This window comes from Rhizobium sp. 1399 (genome assembly GCF_031455475.1).
GTDB lineage: Bacteria > Pseudomonadota > Alphaproteobacteria > Rhizobiales > Rhizobiaceae > Rhizobium.
The window spans coordinates 61,611-76,100 of record NZ_JAVDSU010000006.1; the positions used below are offsets into that span (position 1 = coordinate 61,611).

Sequence of the window (14,490 nt, forward strand, 5' to 3'; positions counted from 1 at the left end):
GACTAGCGGAACATCATGCCAATTATTGAATCAGATCGAATATTGTTCGAACGGGTTTGGGCTGCAGGCGCCAAAGTGGTTAGGGAAAATCGCATCTCTGCGCTGATCGACGTGGCTCGTAATACCCCCACGTTGGAACAGTACCAGGACAGCCGCGGGCAGCGGATGACCGACATGATCAAGGTCGTTCAGCTCGGGATCGCACAACTTCGCGGTAGCGAGGACCTCGCCCAATCCGATGACGCGCAGACCCCCACTTCGCCCTCTCGCCGTTTCGCCAACAGTCGGAACTGATGCTACGTGAATAAGTCCTATTAGTGACTTGCCCGAGGATCATTGGTTTCGTCACATTTCTTGCCGGCCCCAAGCTTCCTGTCCCCGGCGCACACCCCTGGCCGTTGGCCGGAGATGCGGGGCCGGCACTACCCGACGACCCTGTGGAGGATGTCGTTTCGGCATTTGGTCGTCAGAATGGCAAACCGTGAGGCCGCTACATGTCAAAGTGACTGCACGGCGGCAGCGTTTGTCGTGTTGAGCGACCGTCTGACCCGAATTTTGCGCGGCGGTGCCACCGATGTTGACGGCGGTGCATTGGACAGTGCCTCGCGGGCCGCCGAGGTCAAGGTGGAGGCAATGAAGTCAGCCTCCGCGAGCGCGGACGATTGCCTATCCTCTTCGCCTTCCGCCCATAGGACTGCGCCGACGCGCATTGCCGGATACATACGCTTGAACCGGCGAATGAGTATGCCCGCATGCCTGGCCGAATCCTCGTTGAGGAAGCACACCACGACGGCGTTCGCTTGCTTCGGAACGGGGCTCATGGCGCGGCGATTGGCAATTTCGGAATGTCTTGCTGCGACCACGTCGGCACCTTGCACCTGGAGGACCTGGGCGAGCATCGCAGCTGACGCGTCATCGAGCGAGCCTCTGCCTCCGATGCAGACGACGGTTTTGCCACGCCCGTCCGGCAGTTCCCTTTCAATCCCATGACCTTCCTTGGCGGGGGTGGAGGGTTGCCCACTTGCCGACTCTTTCTCTTCCTGACCGTCTTCTTCCTGCTCTTCTTCCTGGGCAATTTCGGCCAGGTTCGAGATCAGAGCAATGGCGGCCCCAAACACCTTTTCCATCTGCTCTGCCGTCAAAACACCCCGACGCCGATCCTTCTCGGCGAGCAGAAGAGCCGGAATGGCAACCTTGCCGTAGTAGTCCTCCAGATAATCCTCCTCCAGGATTTCTTCCGCGAGATCGGTCGCCTCGTCAGGATCCCCAGCAAGAAGCCTCTGGTAGAGGCGCTCCTTGGGATCGAGTACCGGGTTGCTGCCGAAAAGAACTTCTAGAAACTCGAACTGTGGGACGTACCGCCCCAAAACAGCCAGGCATACGGTCAGCGGCGTCGAAAGGATCAGACCGACCGGTCCCCAAAGCCACGCCCAAAAAATCGCCGCCACAATGATCGCCAATGGAGAGAGCCCGGTACGTGAACCATAGAGCCAGGGCTCCACGATGTTGTTGCTTGTCAGTTCCAGCACGAGAAAGATGGCCCCAACCCAAAGAACGAGGCTCCAGCCCGGGTCGACTGCGAAGGCCAGGAACAGCGGTAGAACCATCGCAATGACGGGGCCGATGTAGGGGACAAATCGAAGGACGATCGCAAGCATTCCCCACAGCGCCGCATTGGGAATGCCAACCACCCACAAACCGACGGCCAGGGGCACGCCGTAGGCGCAGTTCACAACCAACTGCATGAGAAGATAACGGGCGACGCGGCTGCCCGCTTCCTGGATTGCTTCAGTGGTGCGATGCAGGTCTCCATAGCCAACGAGTCGGATAAAGCGATCGCGAAGCTCCTCTCGCTCTAGAAGCATGAATATAACGACGACTATGATCAAGCCCAATGACGCAATGGGACCGAGCAAGGGACCTATCAGGCTTGTAAGCGTTTCGATCGGCCGGCTAGGCGCGAATATTTCGACTAGCAGAGGCTCCCTTGGCGTGAAACCACCACCTGGAGTAGCTGACCTCTGCTCGGCGCTGTTGAGTTCGCGTCCGACGCTCTCCACGACTGACGTCAGGCGCCGAACAATGCCGTTATCGGTTCCACTTTCCTGGAGCGCCCGGATCTTTGCTATGATGTTGCCTTGATAAGCTGGGAGGTTTTGAGCGACCTCAGCAACGTGTCCCGCCACAACAAGCCCGAACAGGATGAGAGCGAGGAAAGCAAGCACGACGGTGATTATGACCGCCAAAATCTTGGGAACACCCAGCTTGCGCAGCCGAGAGGAAATCGGACCCAATGCAAACGTCAACAGGACTGCAATTGCGAGAGGAAGAAGCACTTCCTTGGCAAAATAGAGAATGGCGATAACTGCGAGTACACTCGCAAATGCCGGCATCCTTGACGGCGAGGAGGGCGAGATCGAATAGACGCGGCGGGGGCCGCCGAGGTCATTTTCCACTTCCGCCTCCCTGGGGTAGCTCGAAGAGCCGATAAGGGTCTTCTTACTTGCTCTTCTGCAATTAGCGCACAGGTTTACCACGGCAATGGTTTGCTGCTCCTGATTGGACGGCAAAACGCGTTTCGTTCGCTTAGTAACCGCTTAGCGACGAAAACTCGTATCGAGGTCGGGACAAGGCAGTGAAAGACACAGGTCGCCGTAAAATGAAGGCTTCGGCAAGGCCTCTCAACCCAGAAGGTTAACTTGTTTGACAGCGAGGACGATGAGCGGGACTCTTGGATTCCACCACACTTCACCTTTGTTGAGGCACTCCAAGTGTAACTGCCAGCTTTTCCTCGAGCGGTCTCGTTCGGGGTGCTTCCGATAAGCGCTCGTTAGCTTAAAGGAGTTGTTGCTCCTGTTCATTTCGTTGGTGAAGACCGTGCCGTGAGTTTGTTGCCGTCCGGATCGCGAAGATAGGCGACAAACGCCCCGTTCGGACGCTCCACAGGCGGGGTTTCGATGGACGTGCCGCCGTTGGCGGTGCCGGCGACATGCCACGCCAGAACATGGTCGGGACTTGCGGCGGCAATTCCTATTGTCCCACCGTTCGCCGCAGTCGCCGGCTTGCCGTCAATCGGCTTCGTGATCATCAACCTGCCACCCTCATGGACATAAATCAGCCTGCCTCTGGCATCCATCTCGCCGCGCTGCCCACCAAGAGCAACGAACGTCGCGTCGTAAAACGCCCTGGCCTTCTCCAAGTCGTTACTGCCAATCATGACGTGGGTGAACATGCTTGATCTCCGATTACGATGAGGTCGGTCATTATGGCACTCCAACGAACGCCCAGGATAGGAGGTCGGCCACTATCGAGACGAAGTCAATGTCATCTCACAGAACTTAACCTACTGACGCTAGACCCGGGCCGACACCCTGTCTGCCGCCTGCGCATTGGTGTTCTTCCAAAGCTGGATTTCGACGCGCAATAGATGGCCGCGGCAATCCTCCTCCCAGCCGATGTTCAATATTTCGAGAGGCCCGCCGCACCTCCTCCCGCGGCAGGCTTTTTCGTTTCCGACGCAATCAAGCTTAGAGTTCAGGCGTCAAAGCACACTGCCCTGTTCCATCGGCTCTTCGGATGTCGAGACGATCGTGGATCCGTACGGTTCGCGCGAGGAGATGATGAGCGCGTCAGTTGGCAGACGGCGGGCCAGGGCCCCCGCATCCAGGTGTCGGTCTCTTCCTTCGACAGCAACAGCATCGGCATGGCCTTCTCATGGATCGGCTTCACGAGATCGTTCGGGTCCGTGGTCAGGAAACCATAGAGGACATCGGTCGTCAGTCCGTCCTGTACCTTCCGGACGATTCTCCATTGCGGCACATGGATGCCGGCAAGCTCTGAATATACTAAGAGCGGCCGAAGAGCGAAATGGTTCGTAAAAATTGTGACCTGCCGAGGCAATGCTATCGCGGCGGATAATTCAGCAGCTGCGCTCGAACCCGATCCTCCTTGCAATCTCGCTGTAGGTGAGGCCCTGCTGCGGCAGAGCTTGAAGCGTCATGAATATTCCTGACGAGATTGCCTGTGCGCCAAGCGGGCACGGCGCTGTCGTCGCAGCAGGGATCCAAACGGGTTCCTGAAGCCAACGATCTCGCGCCCGACCCGAGCCTCTCGGTCGCCGCGTAGCGCTATGCGACCTTGTCGGCTAAGACGACCGCTGGATTAGCCCAAGCCAAAAAAGCCAGGGGGCGGCATTGTCATCAGCCGCCGCCGCACACATAGTTCTATCACCAGATCATTTTGGCAATGCATAGGAGTTAGCATGGCCCGCCTTTCGAATACGGTCGCGGTCGTAACTGGCGGTGGCAGGGGGATAGGTCGAGAAATCGCTCTAGAGCAGGCGAGGGAGGGAGCAAAGGTTGCCGTGCTGGCGCGAACGGTGACCGAGATTGAGGAAACAGTCTCTCTCATCGAGGGAGAGGGCGGGGAAGCGATCGCTATTTCGACGGACATCGTCGACCTTGCCGCTGTTGAAAATGCCCTTACCCGGGTGGCGACCGAATTGGGTCCTGTTGACATTCTGATCAACAATCACGGCTCGTTCCAGGGCTTTGGCCCGATTTGGGACTGTGACCCTCTTGTGTGGTGGCGGGATGTCGAGATCAATCTGCGAGGCACTTTCAATGCTTGCCGCTCGGCCGCCCCTATGATGTTGGCGCGGGGTAGGGGCCGGATTGTAAACCTCGTTGGTGGCGGAACGGGCAACAGCTTTCCCCATGGCTCTGGCTACGCGTCCAGCAAAGCCGCCGTCATGCGGCTCACGGAATGCCTGAACGACACCACCATCGGCCAGGGGGTGCGCGCATTTGCGGTCGATCCCGGCCTCGTTCGGAGTGCGATGACCGAAATGCAGCTTTTTTCAGAAGCAGGAAAAACCTACCTGCCCGGGATCCAGAAGCTTTTCGATGATGGCGTCAACATCGAACCGTCGCGGGCTGCACTCTTGATTGCCGACATCGCCGCCGGACGTTTCGATACTCTAGCCGGCCGCCTCTTGCGTGGTGTCGATGATCGCGACGCGCTTGCAGAGGAGATGGACGCCATAGTCGCGGCAGACGGCAGAGCGTTGCGCCTCAGCGACGTCGACCAAGCCAAGCTCTAAAGTGGTTGGCGATGAGGGCTATCACGACGAGGGCCGATGATATCGATCTTCCAATGCACCCAGCCAGCGATCCGCCTCAGGCTGCGGCCGCGTTTTCTTCGCCGGCCTGAGGCGATGACCTGTCCCGCGATCCGAGAAGACGATCTAGCTCGAGGCGATTGCTGCCGAAACTGTTGATCAGCCTTTTGGCTTCGCCGAGGTCCATCTGGTAGCGGTCGTGGAGGGTGGAGGGCGTATATTCTTTATCTGCTGTGGCTGGCATTTGTGTAGTCGCTCCTTTCAAGGGCGAAACGAGCACAAATCGGGGCCGGTTCCCTCAACACTTGTCACCATCTGAAACCAGATTTGAAATTCGCAGTCTTGTCGTCTGGAGCCTGTAAATGGCCGCACAGACCGCCACCCGCGACCATCATCAGGTTCTCCGCAAGGCAGATGAAACCCAGCGGAAGCCTGCAGTCGCCGCCGACGCAGGCGCATTTGAGCTGTCGCTTGTCTACCTATACCGCCGGAAACACCGGCGAGCCACCAATGGCATCGATAAACAAACCCACCGGCGCGGAAATCCGCGTCAAGGCTCCGGCAATCATCATGGCGCCGGCCATAAATTGGAGCACGGCCTTCACAAGCCGGTAGCCTTCCTGATCGTCCCGATTTTCGGATTTTCCAACGCGGGCGCGCCTCGGTTCCGAGAGATGTTCATTGCTGGCGCGAGCGGCGATGGACTGATTATACGTCGCCGCCGAATCTGAGCGGGGACATCGACTGACCCACCAACCCAGCCGCCAAATTGATCAATATTTAATCGATACGGTAACTTGATCGGAAACTGCGGCTGTTAAAGAGGGCTTCCCTTTCGAGACGCCCTTTCATGATCCTAGAATTGCAGAATGCCATTCTTGAAATGATTGCCAAAGGCCAGCCGCTGGCGACCACGCTTTCAGCATTGTGCTCAAAGGTTGAAGCAGCGATTCCGGGCATTGCGGCCACAGTCCTCAAGTCCGATGGCGTCCGTTTGTCGACGCTGGCGGCGCCGTCGCTCCCAACATCATATTCCGCCGCGGTGGACGGCGTCAAAATAGGGCCTTATGCAGGTTCTTGCGGGACCGCCGCCTTCCTTGGGTCGCCGGTTGTCGTCACCGATATAGAAACGAACCCAATATGGACCGACTATGCTGCCCTTGCTCTCGCGCTTGGCTTGAAGGCTTGTTGGTCAAGCCCGATCAAGAGCGGCGACCGCGTCATCGGTACCTTCGCCTTCTATTACCGGGAGAACCGGGGACCAAGCGAGCTTGAGCAAACGATTGTGGATGCATGTGTGCATCTGTGCTCGATCGCAATCGAGCGTGAAGAACGGGTAGCCGAGCGTCAGCGTCTGACATACACGGATGGACTTACAGGGCTCCATAACCGGGCTGCCTTCGATCTCGCTCTTCGAACCCTGACGCCGCCTGCAAATCACGGCTGGGGCATTATAATAGCCGATGTCGACAATCTGAAGCCGGTGAACGATACGTTTGGTCACGCGGCTGGCGATGCTCTGATCCGCGTTCTGGCGGAGCGCATCGCGACAGCCGCGGGCAGGGAAAGGACCTATCGGCTGGGCGGCGACGAATTCGCAATCATCGCCGTCGGCGAAGGCGAACTTGATCTGCAGCGGAAAGCGATTCAGATCCTGAGGGTACTCGAACCTCCAACAGATTGCGCGGGCCACGTCGTCTTTCCTGCGGCGACACTCGGCGGTGCCTTGGCGACCGACGATATCGATCCTGAGCAAGTCCGACAAAATGCAGACATCGCGCTCTACCACGCCAAAGAGCATGCCCGTGGACAATTCGTCGAGTACCATTCGGGACTCGGGACAGCGTTGACGCGCCGCTTCAGGGCGGTAAGGGACGTCAGCCTTGCACTATCCGAGAACCGCATCGAGGCTTACTACCAGCCGATCGTGCGCCTTGATACGCGCGAGGCTGTCGGTCTGGAGGCCTTGTGCCGGATGAAGACCAACTCCGGCGACGTTGTTGCAGCCGCTCATTTTCATGAGGCGACCAAAGACGCCCACGTTGCTTCAACGCTGACGGAGCGGATGTTGGCCAAAGTTGCGAAGGACATGCGGACATGGCTCGACGACGGGCTTCCTCTACAGCATGTCGGCGTAAATCTGTCAGCTGCCGACTTTCGCAAGGGAGGATTGCGTGACAAAATTTGCCGAGTCTTCGAAGATGCGGATGTCCCCCTTGATCACCTGATCCTCGAGGTGACGGAATCTGTTTACCTCGGACAGCGAGACCACGTGGTGGCGGATGAGATCAAAGCCTTGCGCTTGGAGGGCCTGAAAGTCGCGCTCGACGACTTCGGGACCGGCTATGCCTCCTTGACCCATCTTCTGACGGTGCCCGTCGACATCATCAAAATCGACAAATCCTTCATTGACCGAACGAGCATTGATGACGCCGGGATGGTGATCGTCGAAGGCGTGCTTTCGATCGCAGGTAAGCTTGGCATCCGCGTGGTGGCGGAAGGCATCGAGGACGAGGAACAGGCCCGCCGTCTCGAAGCATTCGGTTGCAGGCTGGGTCAGGGCTATCTCTTCGCCAGAGCGATGGACGCCCTGAAGGCGGGTCAGTTCCTAAGCGCGCGCGGCCAGCGGCTCGTGCGTCGCGGGTCCTTCTCGGAGCCACTCAGGTACTCCAGCTGAGATAGATCTTCTGTTTCTCCGGCTTCGTTTCATCAATCGATAATGCAAGATTTTCAGGAAGATCATAAATGCTCAAACGCATCCAATTGAATCAGCTCCGGGTCGGCATGTTCATCAACGATATGGAGTTTACGACCCAAGTGGATGCCGCTCGGTTCAAGCCTTTTCTGGTCTCCAAAGGCGATGATGTCAGAAGGCTTGCCAATGGACATGTAAGAAGCGTGGTCATTGACATCACGAAGGGCGTAGATGTCGAAGGAGCGCCGCAACGCAACGCTATGGCAAGCTTTGAGGCGCAATTGCTGGCCATCTTTTCAAAGGCTGAGATCAGCCGCGCGAGACAATCCATTCAGGAGATCGGACCGCATCTTCGTCATGTGCTGGAGGATGCTCGCGCAAACGGTTGTTTTGCAGACGAGGCAGCGAGCAGTGCGGTTGAGCGCATCATGTTGGAAACGCTCGACAACACTGGCGCGCTGATTGCTGTTGCCAAGCTGAAGGAGAAGGATGAAACCACGTTTCTTCATTCGCTTGCGGTCAGCGCCTTGATGATCGCGTTCGGGCGCGTTCTCGGTCATGGGCAAGAGGAAGTGCGTGTTCTTGGCCTAGGCGGTCTCATACACGATCTCGGAAAGATGATAATTCCTGATGAGATCCTGAACAAACCAGGGAAGCTAACCGCCGAGGAAATGGATCTTGTCCGCGCTCACCCGCAAAAGGGTTACGAGATGGTGGCGAAAGCGGGCTCGGCGCCGCATGAAGTGCTCGATATCTGCCGTTTCCATCATGAGCGCTATGATGGCAGCGGTTATCCCGATCGCCTGTCGGGCAGGAAGATCCCTTATGTTGCTCGCGTTGCTGCCATTTGCGACGTATACGAGGCGCTGACAACCATCCGCCCGTACAAGCCGGCTTTCTCACAGGCTGAGGCAATCAACATGATGATGAACTCTCCCGGACATTTCGACCACAAGCTCCTGTCAGCGTTCGTCTCCAAGATGGTCATCAGTGGAACGCTGCACTAGCTTGCCTGCTTGGTCTTCTCCTTCTGATCGGAGCGCAGCCGCTCATGATGGATCTGTGGTTCATCCTTCAATTGAAACGGATTTGCGAGTTAGGCCGTCTCCGGGCTCCCCAGGACGCGGGACCTGCAGTTGAGCCTGAGCATGCTGATAAGGCATTCTTCGAAAGCGCCAGGTGTTGCCCGCATTTTGGCAAGATCATCACTTTCCCATGATTGCGAGACTTTGCCTTTGGCGAGGAACACGGCTCGATTGCAAAGGCGGGGTATGGTTTCCACGACGTGCGTGGAGATGAGGACGGCATGTCTTCCGCTGGCGGCGAGCTCGATCAACAGCGACTTCATCTCCCAAGCGGCGAGCGGATCCAGGCCATTCAGGGACTCGTCGAAGATCAGCAGCGGTGGCGAGCCGATCAGGGCTGCTGTGATTGCGATCTTTGCGCGTGTGCCGAGTGAATATTCAGCGATTGGCCGATCAAGCCAGGCCGTTATACCCAGTCGTGCCGGCAAGTCACGGTCTCGCCAGTCGGTGGGGGCGCATGAACGAAGCGAGGCGACGAGGTCGAGATATTGGCGTCCCGAAAGCGATGCCGGCAAGTCTGTGACGTCGATGGCCAGCCCAAACCGCGCCTTGGCCTGCTCCGGCGTCCGGGCGAGATCGATGCCGTCGATGGCGATGGCCCCGGTCCGCGGACGGAGCTGCCCGGTGATGGACTTGATCAGCGTCGATTTGCCCGACCCGTTGGCGCCGAGAAGTCCGAGGATTTCGCCGCTCCGCATCGTCAGATCGACGCCGGCGATGACAGCGCGGCCGCCGTAACCCGCGCTCAGGTTGGATAGGCGCAGAAGCTCCCTCATGTCCGTGGATCCATGGGCGCTGTCATCCATAATAGAACCTCCGACGCGTTCGGTAGAACAGCCATATGACAAGGGCGAGAAACCCGAGAACGACCGTGCGGCCGTATTCGGAGAATTCGTAGGTGGCATAGGCGATCGCCGCCAGGAAGCTGAACGCCGCGATCCGAGGTTTCGCCATGAAATAGGCGGCGAAAACCGCATAGGCGCCGTTCAGCATCAACAGCCACACCCCGCTCGCCGCGAGTAACGACCACGAGGATGGTTCCGCCGCCAGCACAGCCCCGGTTGGCAACAGGAAGAAGACTGTCGACAACTGCAGTGGAAGCCACAAGAACCGCAGCCATGCCCGCCCGAAGCCAATCGGCGCGGTGCGCAGCACAGGTGAGCCAAGCGGATGATAGCGCATTGCGAGCATGAAGACGGTGAGCCCACCTACCAGACCGGTGATCGCGCCTGGGGCGGCCCGATGATAGGCGAGCGCGCCGACGGCCGAGATCAGAACAGCAAGGCCCATCACTGAGCCGGCTCCGAAAATGCGCCATGACAGCATCACAGTGCCGGCGCGCAGGTTCCAGGCCCAGGCGGCGGCCCAGCTCGGCCGGGCGCGGTCTAAGCGGTTGAGCGTCAGTAGCGGTCTGTCCCCGCCGGTTTCATGATCGCCATTGCGTGCTGGCAGAAAAGAGGGGACGCGAAGCTGCGCAGCAACTGCTGCCGCAAAACCGGCGGCAAAAGGAGGCGCGGCGACAATAGCCCACATGAACGAATCCGACTTGGCGATCAAGACGCAGGCCAACGCGGTAAAGCCGACGACAAGCACTGCCAAACCGGTTCCGATGCAGGCGATCGCCAAAATCGCCATGCGCCGCCGCTCCCTGTTGGAGACGGGAAGAGCCGCCATAAACGGCGCATAGGCGCGCGACAAAGCGAGATGGATGGCCCCGAGACCGGCGAAAAACCCTAGCAGAAATGCTCCAGCCGGAAGGCCAGCGAACCAAAGCCATCGCGAATTCCGCAGCAGCGGCGCGGCGGCATGCAGGGCCACAACGGCATCGGCTGCGGCATAGGCCATAACCGCGCCGCCGCCGAGGATAATCCACGCGAGATCGCCGCGGCGCAGCGACCGGAGTGAGCCCAGCACTTCCTGCTGCAGCAGGCTTAGGATGAGCCTGTCGTGCTTCATTGATCACTCTTCCTGCCTGGCCGGCTCGGCATCGCCCTGCCGCACCGGAATTCAATGGCGGATTGTGTTCCTGTCATGTCCGGCCGGGCTTCAGGACGCGGATTTGCTCTTGCTGCGTTTCAGCGCCGTTAAGAGATAATCCTGGATGACGGCCTGCAGATTGTCGGTCGCGTCGCGGACGTCCTTCATCGCGGCCTGGACGGCGACCTCGTCGAAGGGTGAAGCGGCGATCTTAGCGGCCAGACTGGTGCGGGCACGACGAAGATCGCGCAATGCCGCGAAGGTGCGCGGTCGGTTCTCGCGCATGACGCTGCGAAATTCCTGCCTGACGTCGGGCGGGTAAATGCTGGCGACGTTCTCGACGAGGCTGCGGGCTGACACTCCCTCGCGCAAGCCGTGAGCGGTATAGCCGATCAGGAAAACGTTGAGCGCGACCGAAAGGCCAAGCAGGATGAGAACTACTGTCCAGATCGATCGCCGCGTCATAGCGCATTCTCCGTGCCGTCATCGGGGGAAAGATCAAGAAGCCCGGTGTTTGCCGGTGAACCCGTGGCCAGCGCCAGTAGCTTCGCGTCGAGGGCATTGCCCTCAGAGGCTGCCAGCTGATAGCCGCCAGCAGCCAGTGCCAGGAACAGCAGTGCACTGCACGCTGTCATCGTGGCCGGCCGAAGCAGAAAGGACGAAAGGCGCGTGCCGAACGTCCGGCCCCGGTCGGCGTCGATGCGCGCCAGCACCTGGCTGGCCAGGCGCTGTTCGTCGGTATCGTCCAATGCCGCTTCCAGAACCAGGCGATCCAGCGCCTCGTCCCGATCGGACAACGAGTCTTGCCTCCCCGCGGACAAAAGCAATGCCTGCTGCCGATAGGGCGCCGGCCACGCCGTGACGTCCTTGCCGAAGCGACGTGTCAGCTGCGCGAATTCGTCCTCTGTCATCACACGTTCCTTTCGCGGCCCTCATGAGCCGCCACATGATTCCGCAGCCCGCGTCGTGCGCGCACGAGCAACTGTTCCACCGAGCCGGTACTGGTCCCCATGACCTCGGCAATGGCGGGGACGTCAAGGTCCGCCACCACCTTCAGCAGCAGCGCCATGCGCTGGCGCTGGGGGAGGGCGGCGATGCCGCCGCGCACGATCGACAGTTCCTGCCGGTCCGAAACCCGCGCCTCGGCGTCGGGCGCTTCCGATGCCGGGTCGCAGTCGAGATCGTCGAGGCCGATGAAATTGCGCAGGAATCGCCGGCGGCGCTGGTCGATGCACCGATTGGCCGTGATCTTGTAAAGCCAGGTCGAGACGCGCGCCTTCTGCGGATCGAAGCGGCCGGCGTTTTTCCACACGGTTACGAACACGTCCTGCACCACGTCCTCCGCATCGCTCGCATTGCCGAGATAGCGCGCGGCAAAAATCCGCAGGCCGCGGCCGTGACGAGCAATCAACTGGGCAAGCGCGCCCTGACTGCCAGCCGCAATACGGCCCAGCAGATCGTCATCTTCGCGCTGCCTCGGTTTTTCCACGACGATACGGCTCTTAGTGTCAGCGGCGAAAGCGGCGAAACCCAACGTAACGATTGCCACCCGGGCCGGTAAAGCTGCCGACCGAGCGCGTGTTGTAAGGTCCGTGCGCCGACAGCCGTTCGCCAGAGAAGGTCTTACCGTTTGCGGTTACGCCGGAATAGCTCCTCGAGCAGCGTGTCACAACGCCTGCCCCGCAGCTGGAGCTGGAGGTATAGCTGCCGCCCTTGGCGCCGGTCCGCGTGGTCGTTCCCGAATAGACGCCGTCGCCGTCATTGGTCACGCTCCGGCTGATCTGGCCGCCGCGCGGGGTTGTCCTCGTCCATTCCTCGGCAGCGACTGGACCGGCCGCCGAAATGGCGACAAGCGTGGCGAGCGAGAGCAAGGAGAATTTGAAAGAGGTCAGCATTTCTTGAATTCCTTCGTTTGAGGTCCGTGGGTTCAGCCGTGAGGATTCCCAAAGAGGTTGCGGATGAAGGCGGCCTCGGCGGGAGAGATCTTGCCGTCGACGTTGCGGTCGGTGAGATCGAAGAGGGATGTATCGGCGCGGAACTCGTCAGCCGAGACCTTGCCGTCGCCGTTTGTGTCGGCCTTGCGGAAGACGCGGTCGCTGGTCGCGTCCTGCGCATGCGCAATGGAGAACGAGGCAAGCGCCATGAGCAGCGCCGCGACGATGGTCGAAGTATTCATGATAACGATCCTTTCGTATCGGTTCGGCCGCACTGTTGGCGACCTCGTATGCCGATACGTCATCCCGTCCATCCTCCTACGCCGTCATCGAAAATAGTCTCGCCCGTGGGTTCGGCGCGGTCGACTTCGATGTCGGTCAAAGTTTGACACCCCGCGTAGGAGCCGGGCCGTCGCTGCGTAGACGCCTGCAGAAGGACGGCCCGCGGTGGGCCATCTGTCTTTGGAATGGAGACGAGAATGAAAAGAACGATCGCAATCCTCGGATCAGTGCTGCTTGGGAGCTGCAGCGCTATGGCCTCCGAGCGGGAGCGCGCGGGGGACATGTTTCGCGAGCTGGACACGAACGGCGACAGGAAGCTCGCATTCAGCGAGATCGAAGCGGGCAGAGCGAAACTGTTCGATCGGTTGGATGCCAATCGTAACGGTGTTCTCGATCCGCAGGAGATCCAGGCGGCGGTCGACCGTGCAAAATCCGCAACGGGTGGCAGCGCCGGTGCGCAGCTCGCCGACCTGCAGCAGCGCAAGGCCATAATGGACAGGAATGGCGATGGCAAGATTTCGCGCGATGAGTTCGCCAACTTCATTCCCGAGCGTCTGGTCAAGGCGGATATTGATGGCGACCGGGCGCTGTCGCTCAGGGAATTGCGGTCGCTGCGCCGGTAACACGCGCATTTCGTATTTGGCAGGACCAAGACCATGATGAAAATTTCAACGACGATCGGATCGGGCCTGCTGACGCTCGCGACCACGATACAGCCGGCCGAGGCGATCCCGATGCAGCCGATCTCCGATGCCTTGATCAGCACGGACAATGTGACGGCGGTTTACTTCCGCCGCGGTTTCTATGCGGCGGGCGGCTTCTACTACTACAACGGATACAGAGGCGTCTTCGGCTTTCGGCCGGGCTATCGCTACTATAACGGCTACTGGTTTCCGGCGACCGCCTTCGCCGCCGGCGTAGCGGCGGGAGCGATCGCAACAAGTCCGCCTCCGTCCAAGCGCGGGCGTCTCGCCGCAGCGCATGCGCAATGGTGCTATGACCATTATGTATCCTATCGCGAATGGGACAACAGCTACCAGTCCTATGTGGGACCTCGTAGAACCTGCCTATCTCCTTATGATTGACACCGGATGCCGTCAGTGGTCATCACGGTCCAGGGACAGCCTGAACCGGTCTTCGACTTCCTTCTGAAGGGACTGATTATCGGAGCGGGGTCCCCGTCGTCATTGCTGATAACGCCGTCGAAGGAGTAGAGCTGCGCTAGTTCCCTGAATGCACTTCTGAGGCCTGTGTATCATTGAGATCAACTGAGACCAAAGTACCAGGGAAGTCAGGATCCTTTCCGCGGGCGATGCCGGCCACATGGTGGCTTGCGGCGGCGAGGCGATTTGAAAGTGCGCGACCGATGCCCTTGCTTGCACCTGTCACCAGGAAATT

At 59.5% G+C, this 14,490-nt stretch carries 16 protein-coding genes and 4 pseudogenes; 7 read left to right on the forward strand and 13 right to left on the reverse strand.

Annotation, left to right across the window (positions count from 1 at the left end; all coding sequences use genetic code 11):
* Positions 1-15 precede the first annotated feature (15 nt).
* Positions 16-294 (forward strand): hypothetical protein, encoded by a 279-nt coding sequence (locus tag J2X71_RS19660; protein WP_310384098.1) that lies wholly within the window; start codon positions 16-18, stop codon positions 292-294.
* Positions 295-497: 203 nt separating this feature from the next.
* Here J2X71_RS19660 and J2X71_RS19665 read toward each other — a convergent pair whose 3' ends face one another.
* The 4 genes and pseudogenes from J2X71_RS19665 to J2X71_RS38115 all read right to left on the reverse strand — a co-directional run.
* Positions 498-2,489: an AI-2E family transporter gene (locus J2X71_RS19665; protein WP_405049736.1), complete on the reverse strand. Its 1,992-nt coding sequence runs from the start codon at positions 2,487-2,489 to the stop codon at positions 498-500.
* A gap of 368 nt (positions 2,490-2,857) precedes the next feature.
* Positions 2,858-3,232, reverse strand: a complete 375-nt coding sequence (locus tag J2X71_RS19670) for a VOC family protein (protein ID WP_310384100.1) — start codon at positions 3,230-3,232, stop codon at positions 2,858-2,860.
* Positions 3,233-3,541: 309 nt separating this feature from the next.
* Positions 3,542-3,831: pseudogene (locus J2X71_RS19675) on the reverse strand (SOS response-associated peptidase); the annotation flags it as partial.
* Positions 3,832-3,928: 97 nt separating this feature from the next.
* Positions 3,929-4,105: pseudogene (locus tag J2X71_RS38115) on the reverse strand (ISL3 family transposase); the annotation flags it as partial.
* A 156-nt stretch (positions 4,106-4,261) separates the two neighbouring features.
* Here J2X71_RS38115 and J2X71_RS19680 point away from each other — a divergent pair.
* Complete coding sequence (locus J2X71_RS19680; RefSeq protein WP_310384102.1) at positions 4,262-5,101, forward strand: SDR family NAD(P)-dependent oxidoreductase; 840 nt, start codon at positions 4,262-4,264, stop codon at positions 5,099-5,101.
* A 76-nt stretch (positions 5,102-5,177) separates the two neighbouring features.
* On the opposite strand, the gene J2X71_RS19685 is transcribed toward J2X71_RS19680, so the two are convergent.
* Both J2X71_RS19685 and J2X71_RS38120 read right to left on the reverse strand, forming a co-directional pair.
* A complete protein-coding gene (locus J2X71_RS19685) occupies positions 5,178-5,363 on the reverse strand; it encodes a hypothetical protein (RefSeq protein WP_113322326.1) in 186 nt (61 codons plus the stop codon).
* A 64-nt stretch (positions 5,364-5,427) separates the two neighbouring features.
* Positions 5,428-5,700 (reverse strand): annotated as a pseudogene (locus J2X71_RS38120) (hypothetical protein); the annotation flags it as partial.
* Here J2X71_RS38120 and J2X71_RS19690 point away from each other — a divergent pair.
* The 3 genes and pseudogenes from J2X71_RS19690 to J2X71_RS19700 form a co-directional block, all read left to right on the forward strand.
* A pseudogene (locus tag J2X71_RS19690) lies at positions 5,701-5,775 on the forward strand (Na+/H+ antiporter NhaA); the annotation flags it as partial.
* Positions 5,776-5,969: 194 nt separating this feature from the next.
* Positions 5,970-7,796, forward strand: a complete 1,827-nt coding sequence (locus J2X71_RS19695; RefSeq protein WP_310384104.1) for a GGDEF domain-containing protein — start codon at positions 5,970-5,972, stop codon at positions 7,794-7,796.
* 68 nt (positions 7,797-7,864) lie between these two features.
* Positions 7,865-8,821: an HD-GYP domain-containing protein gene (locus tag J2X71_RS19700; protein WP_310384106.1), complete on the forward strand. Its 957-nt coding sequence runs from the start codon at positions 7,865-7,867 to the stop codon at positions 8,819-8,821.
* Positions 8,822-8,910: 89 nt separating this feature from the next.
* Here the strand turns inward: J2X71_RS19700 and J2X71_RS19705 are convergent, their stop codons facing one another.
* From J2X71_RS19705 to J2X71_RS19735, 7 genes are all read right to left on the reverse strand, one after another.
* Positions 8,911-9,675, reverse strand: a complete 765-nt coding sequence (locus tag J2X71_RS19705; protein WP_310384107.1) for an ABC transporter ATP-binding protein — start codon at positions 9,673-9,675, stop codon at positions 8,911-8,913.
* A 22-nt stretch (positions 9,676-9,697) separates the two neighbouring features.
* Positions 9,698-10,855 (reverse strand): hypothetical protein, encoded by a 1,158-nt coding sequence (locus tag J2X71_RS19710; protein WP_310384109.1) that lies wholly within the window; start codon positions 10,853-10,855, stop codon positions 9,698-9,700.
* 90 nt (positions 10,856-10,945) lie between these two features.
* The gene (locus J2X71_RS19715) at positions 10,946-11,341 is read right to left on the reverse strand and encodes a periplasmic heavy metal sensor (RefSeq protein ID WP_310384111.1); all 396 of its coding nucleotides are present in this window, start codon (positions 11,339-11,341) and stop codon (positions 10,946-10,948) included.
* A complete protein-coding gene (locus J2X71_RS19720) occupies positions 11,338-11,787 on the reverse strand; it encodes a hypothetical protein (RefSeq protein ID WP_310384113.1) in 450 nt (149 codons plus the stop codon). The genes J2X71_RS19715 and J2X71_RS19720 overlap by 4 nt, the downstream gene beginning before the upstream one ends.
* On the reverse strand, positions 11,787-12,410 hold the full coding sequence (locus tag J2X71_RS19725) for a sigma-70 family RNA polymerase sigma factor (RefSeq protein ID WP_310384115.1): 624 nt from the start codon (positions 12,408-12,410) through the stop codon (positions 11,787-11,789). The genes J2X71_RS19720 and J2X71_RS19725 overlap by 1 nt, the downstream gene beginning before the upstream one ends.
* The gene (locus tag J2X71_RS19730) at positions 12,385-12,771 is read right to left on the reverse strand and encodes a hypothetical protein (protein WP_310384117.1); all 387 of its coding nucleotides are present in this window, start codon (positions 12,769-12,771) and stop codon (positions 12,385-12,387) included. Before J2X71_RS19730 ends, J2X71_RS19725 begins: the two co-directional genes overlap by 26 nt.
* A 32-nt stretch (positions 12,772-12,803) precedes the next feature.
* The gene (locus J2X71_RS19735) at positions 12,804-13,052 is read right to left on the reverse strand and encodes an EF-hand domain-containing protein (protein ID WP_310384119.1); all 249 of its coding nucleotides are present in this window, start codon (positions 13,050-13,052) and stop codon (positions 12,804-12,806) included.
* A 237-nt stretch (positions 13,053-13,289) separates the two neighbouring features.
* Here J2X71_RS19735 and J2X71_RS19740 point away from each other — a divergent pair, with 237 nt between their 5' ends.
* Both J2X71_RS19740 and J2X71_RS19745 read left to right on the forward strand, forming a co-directional pair.
* The gene (locus tag J2X71_RS19740; RefSeq protein WP_310384121.1) at positions 13,290-13,715 is read left to right on the forward strand and encodes an EF-hand domain-containing protein; all 426 of its coding nucleotides are present in this window, start codon (positions 13,290-13,292) and stop codon (positions 13,713-13,715) included.
* A 33-nt stretch (positions 13,716-13,748) separates the two neighbouring features.
* Entirely contained in the window at positions 13,749-14,177 is a 429-nt protein-coding gene (locus tag J2X71_RS19745) for a BA14K family protein (RefSeq protein WP_310384122.1), read from the forward strand.
* The last annotated feature ends 313 nt before the right edge of the window (positions 14,178-14,490 follow it).

Bases quoted from the DNA above. Each gene is read 5' to 3' on its own strand.
- J2X71_RS19660 (WP_310384098.1), top strand. From the start codon at position 16: ATGCCAATTATTGAATCAGATCGAATATTGTTCGAACGGGTTTGGGCT.
- J2X71_RS19670 (WP_310384100.1), bottom strand. From the start codon at position 3,232: ATGTTCACCCACGTCATGATTGGCAGTAACGACTTGGAGAAGGCCAGG.
- J2X71_RS19680 (WP_310384102.1), top strand. From the start codon at position 4,262: ATGGCCCGCCTTTCGAATACGGTCGCGGTCGTAACTGGCGGTGGCAGG.
- J2X71_RS19685 (WP_113322326.1), bottom strand. From the start codon at position 5,363: ATGCCAGCCACAGCAGATAAAGAATATACGCCCTCCACCCTCCACGAC.
- J2X71_RS19695 (WP_310384104.1), top strand. From the start codon at position 5,970: ATGATCCTAGAATTGCAGAATGCCATTCTTGAAATGATTGCCAAAGGC.
- J2X71_RS19700 (WP_310384106.1), top strand. From the start codon at position 7,865: ATGCTCAAACGCATCCAATTGAATCAGCTCCGGGTCGGCATGTTCATC.
- J2X71_RS19705 (WP_310384107.1), bottom strand. From the start codon at position 9,675: ATGAGGGAGCTTCTGCGCCTATCCAACCTGAGCGCGGGTTACGGCGGC.
- J2X71_RS19710 (WP_310384109.1), bottom strand. From the start codon at position 10,855: ATGAAGCACGACAGGCTCATCCTAAGCCTGCTGCAGCAGGAAGTGCTG.
- J2X71_RS19715 (WP_310384111.1), bottom strand. From the start codon at position 11,341: ATGACGCGGCGATCGATCTGGACAGTAGTTCTCATCCTGCTTGGCCTT.
- J2X71_RS19720 (WP_310384113.1), bottom strand. From the start codon at position 11,787: ATGACAGAGGACGAATTCGCGCAGCTGACACGTCGCTTCGGCAAGGAC.
- J2X71_RS19730 (WP_310384117.1), bottom strand. From the start codon at position 12,771: ATGCTGACCTCTTTCAAATTCTCCTTGCTCTCGCTCGCCACGCTTGTC.
- J2X71_RS19735 (WP_310384119.1), bottom strand. From the start codon at position 13,052: ATGAATACTTCGACCATCGTCGCGGCGCTGCTCATGGCGCTTGCCTCG.
- J2X71_RS19740 (WP_310384121.1), top strand. From the start codon at position 13,290: ATGAAAAGAACGATCGCAATCCTCGGATCAGTGCTGCTTGGGAGCTGC.
- J2X71_RS19745 (WP_310384122.1), top strand. From the start codon at position 13,749: ATGATGAAAATTTCAACGACGATCGGATCGGGCCTGCTGACGCTCGCG.